Origin of the sequence: Herbaspirillum lusitanum P6-12 (assembly GCF_000256565.1) — a bacterium.
In the GTDB taxonomy this organism is placed as follows: Bacteria; Pseudomonadota; Gammaproteobacteria; order Burkholderiales; family Burkholderiaceae_D; genus Herbaspirillum; species Herbaspirillum lusitanum.
On sequence record NZ_AJHH01000292.1, the window covers coordinates 1 to 3,549 of the forward strand.

The window sequence follows — 3,549 nt, forward strand, 5'->3', positions numbered from 1 at the left end:
CTGCCTGCCGCCGCTGATCGTCATCGGCGCCTTGCAGATTGCGCGCGCCATCACGCTGGAGGCGACGCTGAGTTTTCTCGGCCTGGGCGTGCCGATCACCGAGCCGTCGCTGGGCCTGCTGATCTCCAACGGTTATCAGTACATGCTGTCCGGGGAATACTGGATCAGTTTCTATCCCGGCATTGCGCTGCTGGTCGTGATCGTGGCGATCAATCTGGTCGGCGATCGCCTGCGCGACGTCATGAATCCGAGGTGGCAAAAATGAGCGCGACCCATTCCGTTCCCACGCTCGAAGTACGCAATCTGCGCACGCATTTCTTTACTCCCGAAGGCGTGCTGCCGGCGGTCGATGACGTCTCCTTGTCGGTCGGTCGTGGCCGCATTCTGGGCCTGGTCGGCGAATCCGGTTCGGGCAAGAGCGTGACCGGTTTTTCCATCCTCGGCATGGTCGATGCACCGGGCCGCATCGTCGGCGGCGAGATCCTGTTCCAGGGCCGCGACCTGGTGCGCATGGACAAGACGTCCCTGCGCGAATTGCAGGGCAATCGCATCGCCATGATCTTCCAGGACCCGATGATGACCCTCAACCCGGTCCTGAAGGTGGAGGCGCAGATGGTCGACGCCGTGCTGGCGCACAGCAAGGTGAGCCGCCAGCAGGCCCGCGAACTGGCCCGCGACACCCTGGGCATGATGGGCATCGCCAGTCCGGAAGAACGGCTGCAGGCCTATCCGCATCAGTTGTCCGGTGGCATGCGCCAGCGCGTAGCCATCGCCATTGCGATGCTGCACAAGCCCGACCTGATCATCGCCGATGAACCGACTACCGCGCTGGATGTGACCATCCAGGCGCAGATCCTGTCGGAAGTGCAAAAGCTGGCGCGCATGAACGGCACCGCATTGATCTGGATCACGCACGATCTGTCGGTGGTGGCGGGATTGGCGGACGACATCGCGGTGATGTATTCCGGCCGCATCGTCGAACAAGGCGCGGTCGCCGAGGTGCTTGACCGGCCGCAGCATCCTTACACCCAAGGCCTGATCGGCAGCCTGCCGGGCAACAACCGGCGCGGCCAGCGTTTGCGCCAGATCCCGGGCCTGACGCCGAACCTGCTGCACCTGCCGCCGACCTGCGCGTTCGCCGCGCGTTGCGAACGGGTCAGCGAACAATGCCTGACGCGGCCGGAAATCACCGAACCGTTGCCGGGACATTTCGTGCGCTGCTTCCATCCGGCGAGCCAGATCGAAACGGCGGAGTTGCAGCATGGATGAGTCAAGCAAGAACACCGTCCCCTTGATCGATGCGCGCCGCGTCGTCAAACGCTTCGGCGAGCGCAAGCCGCGTCCGTTCGAGCGGCAATTGACGGCGCGCGGCTGGATGCGTCCGGCTGCCGTGACGCAGGCGCTCGATGGCGTCGACCTGCACGTGATGCCGGGCGAAGTGGTCGGACTGGTCGGCGAGTCGGGCTGCGGCAAGTCGACCCTGGGCCGCATCGTCAGCGGTTTGCTGGCGCCGTCGGCGGGCTCGGTTCTGGTCGACGGCATCGACCGCAAGGACTTCAGCGCACAAGACGCGCAAGCGGCGCGGCGCAAGGTGCAGATGATTTTCCAGAATCCTTACGCCAGCCTCAACCCACGCCTGCGCGTCGACCAGATCGTCGGCGAAGCGGCGCTGATCCACGGCATGACCGACAAGGCCGGCCTCGACGATTACGTCAGTGCGCAGTTGCTGCGCGCCGGGCTTGATCCGGAGTTGCGCGATCGCTATCCGCACCAGTTCAGCGGCGGCCAGCGCCAACGCATCGGCATCGCCCGCGCGCTGGCGGTGCAGCCCGCGATGCTGGTCTGCGACGAGGCGGTGGCGGCGCTGGACGTGTCGATCCAGGCGCAGATATTGAATCTGTTTTCCGACCTGCGCGAACAACTTGGACTGACTTATCTGTTCATCAGCCATGACCTCGGCGTGGTCGAGCACGTCTCGGATCGCGTGGTCATCATGTACCTGGGCCGCATCGTCGAAAGCGCCGCGGTCGATGAACTGTTCGCCCATCCGAACCACCCGTACACCCAGGCCTTGCTGGCCGAAGTGCCGCGCCTGCAAGCGCGCAACAAGTCCTTCACGGCGATCAAGGGCGAAATCCCGAGTCCGCTCAATCCGCCGCCGGGCTGCCATTTCAACCCGCGCTGTCCGCATGCGATGCCGCGTTGCCGGGCGGAGGTTCCGGCGCTGAAGGAAGTCGCGCCGGGTCATTTGAGCGCCTGTCATTTGAACGATCAGTAATAGTGTTAGAACAGTTAAAAAAGCAGTTTTATCCCACCCAACCGAGGATGATGAACATGAAGAAAACCGTACTTTCCAGCCTCCTGGCCGTCGCCCTGCTGGGCTTCGGCTCCGCCGGCGCGCAGACCCTGAACATCGCGTTCGCCGATCCGCTGTCGTCGCTCGATCCGCAGCTCAACAACCACGCCGGCGACCGTTCCGTCGACCTGCATTTCTGGGATCTGCTGGTCGAGAACAACTACAACAAGCTGCAACCGGGCCTGGCCGCGAGCTGGAAGAACATCGACGCCAAGACCTGGGAGTTCAAGCTGCGTCCCAACGTCAAGTGGCAGGACGGCAAGCCGTTCACCGCCGACGACGTGATCTTCTCGTACCAGCGCGCACGCGCGGTGCCGGGCAGCGTGGCGACCTTCGCCGGCTACCTGCGCACGGTGGAGTCCGTCACCGCCAAGGATCCGCTGACGCTGATCATCAAGACCAACATCGCCAATCCCGACCTGCCGCTGAACCTGGCGTCGGTGCATATCGTCAGCAAGCACGTCGGCGAAAAATCGCAAACTGAAAACTACAACAGCGGCGCCGCCATGGTCGGCAGCGGTCCTTACAAATATGTTTCCTACACGCCGGGCGACCGCGTCGTGATGGAGCGCAACAACGACTACTGGGGCCAGAAGCAACTGTGGGAAAAGGTCAACTACCGCTACATCAATAACGCCGCCGCACGTACCGCCGCCTTGTTGTCGGGCGATGTCGACGTGATCGACAAGGTGTCGGTGTCCGACCTTGCCAAGCTCAAGCAATCGCCGAACGTCAAGGTGTTCCCTTACAACGGCCTGCGCGTGTTGCTGCTGCAACCGACTTTCCATGAAGGTCCGAGCCCGTACATTACCGACAACAACGGCAAACAGCTCGACAAGAACCCGCTGCTGGACGCGCGCGTACGCAAGGCCTTGTCGCTGGCGATCAACCGCAAGGCGCTGGTCGACCGCATCCTGCAAGGCGCGGCGACAGAAGCCAATCAATGGATGCCGGCCGACACCTTCGGCTATAACCCGGACATCAAGAACATCCCGAACGACGTCAACCAGGCCAAGAAGCTGCTGGCCGATGCCGGCTTCCCGCAAGGCTTCAAGCTGACCATCCACGTGCCGAACGATCGCTATCCGCAAGCACCGGAAACCATGCAGGCGGTGGCGCAGTTCTGGACCCGCATCGGCGTGAAGACGCAAGTGGAAGTGCTGCCGTGGGCCTCGTACTCGGCGCGGCGGTTG

At 63.3% G+C, this 3,549-nt stretch carries 4 protein-coding genes; all 4 read left to right on the plus strand.

The features are described from left to right. On the plus strand, positions 1-265 hold a 265-nt coding region (locus HLUSI_RS27805; protein ID WP_040503308.1), incomplete at its 5' end, for an ABC transporter permease subunit. After that, positions 262-1,269 carry an ABC transporter ATP-binding protein gene (locus HLUSI_RS0109245; RefSeq protein ID WP_016833699.1) on the plus strand — a complete coding sequence of 336 codons (1,008 nt, stop codon included), beginning with the start codon at positions 262-264 and terminating at the stop codon, positions 1,267-1,269. The genes HLUSI_RS27805 and HLUSI_RS0109245, both read left to right, overlap by 4 nt. Beyond that, positions 1,262-2,278 (plus strand): ABC transporter ATP-binding protein, encoded by a 1,017-nt coding sequence (locus HLUSI_RS0109250; RefSeq protein WP_016833700.1) that lies wholly within the window; start codon positions 1,262-1,264, stop codon positions 2,276-2,278. Before HLUSI_RS0109245 ends, HLUSI_RS0109250 begins: the two co-directional genes overlap by 8 nt. 56 nt (positions 2,279-2,334) lie before the next feature. Beyond that, a partial coding sequence (locus HLUSI_RS0109255; protein ID WP_029363316.1) for an ABC transporter substrate-binding protein occupies positions 2,335-3,549 on the plus strand: 1,215 nt, incomplete at its 3' end.

Coding starts and splice junctions, on each gene's coding strand:
- HLUSI_RS0109250 (WP_016833700.1), top strand. CDS start 1,262: ATGGATGAGTCAAGCAAGAACACCGTCCCCTTGATCGATGCGCGCCGC.
- HLUSI_RS0109245 (WP_016833699.1), top strand. CDS start 262: ATGAGCGCGACCCATTCCGTTCCCACGCTCGAAGTACGCAATCTGCGC.